This is a genomic window from Candidatus Termitispirillum reticulitermitis, from assembly GCF_054655775.1.
Window position 1 is genome coordinate 1 of the sequence record NZ_BAAIHG010000067.1, and the last position, 5724, is coordinate 5724.

General features: G+C 44.4%; 6 protein-coding genes and 1 tRNA gene. 4 read left to right on the forward strand and 3 right to left on the reverse strand.

The genetic code is table 11. The features are described 5' to 3' along the window. Positions 1–174 precede the first annotated feature (174 nt). Positions 175–1044, reverse strand: a complete 870-nt coding sequence (locus AC1MDJ_RS06485; RefSeq protein WP_479690119.1) for a glycosyltransferase — start codon at positions 1042–1044, stop codon at positions 175–177. An 86-nt stretch (positions 1045–1130) separates the two neighbouring features. Here AC1MDJ_RS06485 and AC1MDJ_RS06490 point away from each other — a divergent pair. Both AC1MDJ_RS06490 and AC1MDJ_RS06495 read left to right on the forward strand, forming a co-directional pair. Then, positions 1131–1203: transfer RNA gene (locus AC1MDJ_RS06490), tRNA-Thr, on the forward strand. 58 nt (positions 1204–1261) lie between these two features. Continuing rightward, the gene (locus tag AC1MDJ_RS06495; RefSeq protein WP_479690120.1) at positions 1262–2497 is read left to right on the forward strand and encodes an HD-GYP domain-containing protein; all 1236 of its coding nucleotides are present in this window, start codon (positions 1262–1264) and stop codon (positions 2495–2497) included. 17 nt (positions 2498–2514) lie between these two features. On the opposite strand, the gene AC1MDJ_RS06500 is transcribed toward AC1MDJ_RS06495, so the two are convergent. Together AC1MDJ_RS06500 and mce are read right to left on the reverse strand one after the other, a co-directional pair. Continuing rightward, entirely contained in the window at positions 2515–4377 is a 1863-nt protein-coding gene (locus AC1MDJ_RS06500) for an amidophosphoribosyltransferase (RefSeq protein WP_479690121.1), read from the reverse strand. A 5-nt stretch (positions 4378–4382) separates the two neighbouring features. Beyond that, positions 4383–4811, reverse strand: coding sequence for a methylmalonyl-CoA epimerase (mce, locus tag AC1MDJ_RS06505; RefSeq protein WP_479690122.1), 429 nt, complete (start codon positions 4809–4811; stop codon positions 4383–4385). Between the two features lie 94 nt (positions 4812–4905). On the opposite strand from mce, the gene AC1MDJ_RS06510 reads away from it, so the two are divergent. Beyond that, a complete protein-coding gene (locus AC1MDJ_RS06510) occupies positions 4906–5115 on the forward strand; it encodes a hypothetical protein (protein WP_479690123.1) in 210 nt (69 codons plus the stop codon). Positions 5116–5143: 28 nt separating this feature from the next. Beyond that, positions 5144–5701 (forward strand): flagellin N-terminal helical domain-containing protein, encoded by a 558-nt coding sequence (locus AC1MDJ_RS06515; protein ID WP_479690124.1) that lies wholly within the window; start codon positions 5144–5146, stop codon positions 5699–5701. Positions 5702–5724: the final 23 nt, after the last annotated feature.

Below are 5724 nucleotides of genomic sequence, written 5' to 3' on the forward strand. Positions count from 1 at the left end.
CCTCCAAGTCCGTTCACGCCCCTAGAGTTAACAAAGTCCTCGTCCGCGAATTCATTGATAAATCATTCTCTATATTCTACAACGGAAAACAGCATACCTTTAACACCTAAATAGGGGCATTTTAACTTGTGGAATTGAGGGGCATTTTAACTGTGGCATTACATACCTTTTCTTTCATCGTCCACGTATAGTAAGTATCGGTATCACACCGAACAATAAGTATCTAGTCTTCCACGAATATTTTTCTTTCTTGATTACCACGATTGTAGAAAATAATCTATATTTTGTGATAACTGGTCGCTCCCTAACCTTTTCCATTCTGGGGATTTTTACATTATATTTCAACTCTAGTGCATCCAGCTCCTCGTTATAAGCCTGCCTAATCTTGAGCCTATTGTGCTCATCAAGACCAGTTGACAGAGAGCCTTGCACATATCTGTGAAACACCAAGACACGCGGGCAGACCGCCGTCCGCTCGGTGCAAATTGCAGCCTCCCAGCTAAACATAGTGTCTTCAAATTGAGAAAACCGCCCCAAAAAACGTAGTTGATGTTTTTTGATAAAATCACGTCTGAATAGAGCCGCCCAAACCACACCACCATAAAGGTTAGATACCCCTCCCGTTAGCACGTAGCGATGTGCTGATGCCATCTGTATGTCGCCACTCCGCTCATCAAACATGCCAGAACGGACTATTGCGGCATCGGTCATGAGAGCTGTCTCTAACATCATTTCGTAATAATCTAGGTCGTATATATAGTCGTCAGCATCCATAAAGTGGATATATTGTCCATTGGCACTATCAATACCCTTATTGCGCGCAGACGCAACACCCTGATTAGCCTGTGCAATTATTTTAATTCGCGAGTCTCTGCTGGCATAACCATCGCAAACATCTTTACTATTATCAATGGAGCCGTCATCCACGATGATGATTTCAAGGTTTTTATGGCTCTGGTAGATAATGTTTTCTAGGCACTGCGCAATATACCGCTCAGCGTTATACATAGGGATTATCACAGATATTTTGCTCTCGCTAGCCATAACTCCTTTATAGCTCATATTTCACATTATATCAACCCAACAAAAGACTTGACTTTTATAAAAATTTAAATTAGACTAACCCCCGTGCTGGTGTAGCTCAATTGGTAGAGCAGCTGACTTGTAATCAGCAGGTTGAGGGTTCAAGTCCTTTCACCAGCTTGATTTCCGAAGGTTGGTGTTCATTAGGTTAAGGATTGAAGGGAGGGGGCACTTATTTGTGGCAGAAATAGCTAAACTTTCCGTTAAAGACCTATCCGATGGGATGATAGTAGTTCGTTTTGATAAAACGGGTGTTGTTTATTCCCATTACGGCTTGCCGATGTCCGATGCTGCATTTACTAAAGGCGAGCTTATCCGTCAGGGTGTTGATTATGCTTATGTCCGCATTGATGCTCTAGCAGCAGCAGACGCCACCGTTAAGAAATACACCAGTGTGCCTAGTGTCGTTGACGAGTTTTATCTGAAAGATGCTGTCTTTAGGAAACCTGATGAGCATGACTTGCCGATGTTGAAAGATATAGTTGGTATGGCGAACATGCACAAGACTACCGAAACTATAACTAACAAACTATTAACGGATACGAAGTTTGGCGGCTTGGTTGATACTAAAACTACTGGTGGATTAGTATCAGATGTTTTAGCTAACTGTCTGGAAAGCCCTGTTGCTTTTACCAGCGTGGCTCGTATGAAGAATAAAGACAGCTACACCTATAGCCACTCAATAAACGTAGCGATACTTGCCCTGTCAGTAGGCAGGCGTCTGCAAATGAGCAAACGGGAGCTTTATGAGCTGGCATTTGCTGCATTGATGCACGATGTAGGCAAGATGAAGATACCTGAAGCAGTATTGAATAAGAAAGCTGTTCTTAACGGTGATGAAAAGGCATATATTAAGCGACACCCAGAGTTTGGCTATGACATGTTATCAAGGGATAGAACTGTCGGTGTTGACACGCTGATGGGAGTCTATAGCCATCATGAACGTGCAGATGGTTCAGGCTATCCGGGCGGACTGCTTGATGCACATACTCACAAATGCGCTAAAATCATTAGTTTGGCAGATACATACGATGCTATGACCTCTGACACTCCATATCACGTAGCGATACCACCCACTACGGCAATAGCTAAAATATTTAAGATGGCGGGAAAGCAGTTTAATGAGAAGCTGACAGAGATATTTATCAGCACTGTGGGGCTATATCCAGCAAGTGCCCTTGTTATACTCAATACTAATGAGCTTGCCATTGTTGTAGAGGTGCAGGATGACATTAGACGACCTGTATTGTTGGTAATTTCAGACGCTAAACACAACCCTACACCACCGACCCTGCTAGACTTAGCAAAACCAGCTGCTATGGGCAGGCAAATAGTATCAACGGTCAACCCTCTGCCACTCGGTATAGACCCTAACGCAATCATTGACTGGTATTCCACAAAAAGCGTAGAATAGTCACCCTGTAAATAGCATCAGCTTTGTTTTTTCATATAGTGCTCTTCATAAAAACTAATGAACGACCGGTTTATTGACATATTGCCACCGAGTGTAGGATAGTTGCCAGTGAAATACCAATCACCTTTGTGGTTGGGGATAGCTTTGTGCAGTCCGTCTATAGTCTGATAAACCACTGCTACATCAGCCTTTATCTCGTATGTTACCAGCCGTTTTCCCATCTTGGCAGAAATCTCTTCGTCTGTGAAAGGTTCATAAATTCTCTTTACATAGTTGACAATATCCTTCTTCGGCAAGTTCTGTTGTTTTTTGCAGAGTTCATACACTTCGTCTATTACATGTTCTTTGTGTTGCTCGTGCAACAGGGCGATTGCCGTGCGGAATGCTATAAATTCATTCATACTGCTCATGTATATGCCATAGTAGTCGGGGTATCTTATCTGTGGCGATGACGAGACTATTATTATTTTCTTAGGGTGCAATCTGTCTAACATCTTTAATATGCTCTGTTTTAACGTTGTGCCACGCACTATACTGTCGTCTAGCACCACTAGATTGTCAACATAGGGCACGATTGTCCCATACGTAATGTCATACACGTGCGTGGCAAGCTCATCCCTGCCACTGTCATCTGCTATGAACGTTCGCAACTTTATATCTTTAATAGCAACCTTTTCATGGCGAATACGCATAGCCAGCACGGCTTTACGCTCATCATCTGTAGTAGCTTCCTTTATTTTAGCTAGCTTTATGTCGCTCAGATAGTCTTCCAACCCCTCTATCATGCCAATAAATGCAACCTCAGCAGTATTGGGGATGAATGAAAACACCGTGTGCTCTAGGTCGCCCTCAACAGCTTCTAGGACTTGTGGCACTAGCTGCCTGCCTAGTTGTTTGCGTTCTCCATAGATGTCGGCATCTCCACCACGTGAGAAGTATATTCGTTCAAATGAGCAGTGCAATCTCTCCTGCGGTTCACGCACTTGTGCAAGTTTTACCTCGTTTTTATATGTAAAAAATATCCCCTGTCCGGGTTCTAATTCGTGCACATCGGCTATGTCAACATTGAATGCTGTTTGTATAACGGGGCGTTCGCTTGCCAGCACCGCAAACTCATCGTCATAGTAGTAGAATGCGGGGCGTATCCCCCACGGGTCGCGTATGGCAAAGCCGTTACCATCCCCTGTTATACCGCCGATGACGTAACCGCCATCCCAGTTGGCACTAGATGCATGCAATATTTCTGGGAAGTTCAACTCGCTTGATATAGTCTCGCTCATCGCCCTGCTTTCGCCAATATATGATAGATTCTCGGAGTATATCTTTTCTACAGCACGGTCTAGTTCATTACCGATTGTTTCCAGCACTAGAAATGTATCAGCATATATGCGAGGGTGCTGTCCCCTGCTGATAAATCCATTAAATATTTCGTCCGTATTTGTCATATTAAAATTGCCGCAAACCATAAGGCTTTTGGATTTCCAGCTACTACGACGCAGAAACGGGTGTACGTATGATATGCCTGCATCTCCTGTAGTGCTGTAGCGCAAGTGCCCCATAAGCATTTCGCCAGCAGAGGCGAGGCTTTTAGCGGCAAGAGTCGGGTCTTTTGAGTATTTTGTGCTTAGTCTGCCAAATAGCTCTTGAATGGCATTACTGCCGAGTGCACGTTCGCGCAATATATATTCCCTGCCAGTGGGAACCCGCGAATTGACGGCGGCAATACCTGCACCATCCTGTCCGCGATTGTGTTGTTTTTCCATGAGAAGGTATAGCTTATTCAGCGGATACCGCCAACTGCCATACCTCTCATGGTAATACTCCAGCGGTTTCAACAGTCGCAATAAAGCGACCCCGCATTCGTGTTTTAGTTGTTCCATGCACCTTACTTAGCAGCTTGGCACAACTCCATCATCACGCCGTGTGTGCTTTTAGGGTGAACGAAAGCTATCAGCTGTTTGTTTGCGCCCGGACGAGGTGCTTCGTCAATCATTTGTTGCCCAGCAGCCTTAACCTTAGCTATAGCTGCGTTGATGTCTGCCACTTCGTAAGCGATGTGGTGGAAACCTTTCTTTTTCTTGCCTTCCTTGTCGGTCAGCCACTTAGCAACGTTACTGTCTGGAGAGGTTGGCTCCAACAGCTCAATCCACACGCCACCTACGTCTAGAAAGTGGGTGATAACCTTTTGGTCAGCCACTTCTTCCTTAAATGCTTCCTTAACACCAAAGGTCTTTTCAAAAAACTCAAGCACAGCGGGGATTTCTGCTGGCTCAAAAGCCCAACCAAGATGGTCAATTTTCTTTAATTCTGACATAACTACACTCCTCCTTTAATATAAGTGAACTTATACCTACACACGTCAACTATACACCATTTTTAGGTAAGTGTCCATAAAAATCTACTAAAGCATGCCCGTGTTTCTGCCGATAGAGAGGCTATCGGTGCGCCGTAAGTCTGCTCTTGCAGAAAAGTTGCTAAAGTTTTCTTGCGACAGTGCCGATTGCTGGTTTCTAGAACTGACTTATCAGTCATGGAAGACTGCCTATATGGACGCGTTGTTAGGGATAACAACGAAAACACAATTGAATAAGAACACGTTTGTGGACGGATTCCACTAAAACGTCTTTTACATGGAGGTAACGTATCATGGCACTTAGTGTTTACACAAACACGGCATCTGTCATTGCACAGGGCAATCTAGCACGGGCTAATAGCTCATTGGCTAAGTCTATTGAACGCCTGTCATCTGGACTGCGGATAAATCACGCATCGGATGACGCATCGGGTTTGGCTATTTCTGAAAAATTGCGGGGACAAATCAGGGGAATGGCAAGGGCATATTTGAATGCCCAAGATGGAATTTCCCTTCTGCAAACAGCAGAAGGTGGCATGGAAGTAATAGGGGAAATGGTTCAGCGTATACGGGAGTTAGCAGTTCAGGCTGGTAACGGCACCTACACCACTAACGACAGACGGGAGCTTCAGAAAGAAGTTGACCAGCTAAAGGCTGAGATTAGTCGCATCTCCTCATCCACCGAATACAATACCAAAAAGTTGCTCACAGGTAATTCTAGCGGTCTATGGTCGTCTAACAATAGCGACATCGGTGTTATTTTTCGTTCGGCACCACCTACGGATGGCAACTATAGGTTATCGTTTGAGATGCGACTAATCTCAGCCTTTAGCTGGTCAACTTCTTTCTGAAGCTCCCGTCTGTCGTTAGTGGT

Coding starts and splice junctions, on each gene's coding strand:
- AC1MDJ_RS06500 (WP_479690121.1), bottom strand. CDS start 4,377: ATGGAACAACTAAAACACGAATGCGGGGTCGCTTTATTGCGACTGTTG.
- mce (WP_479690122.1), bottom strand. CDS start 4,811: ATGTCAGAATTAAAGAAAATTGACCATCTTGGTTGGGCTTTTGAGCCA.
- AC1MDJ_RS06485 (WP_479690119.1), bottom strand. CDS start 1,044: ATGGCTAGCGAGAGCAAAATATCTGTGATAATCCCTATGTATAACGCT.
- AC1MDJ_RS06515 (WP_479690124.1), top strand. CDS start 5,144: ATGGCACTTAGTGTTTACACAAACACGGCATCTGTCATTGCACAGGGC.
- AC1MDJ_RS06510 (WP_479690123.1), top strand. CDS start 4,906: ATGCCCGTGTTTCTGCCGATAGAGAGGCTATCGGTGCGCCGTAAGTCT.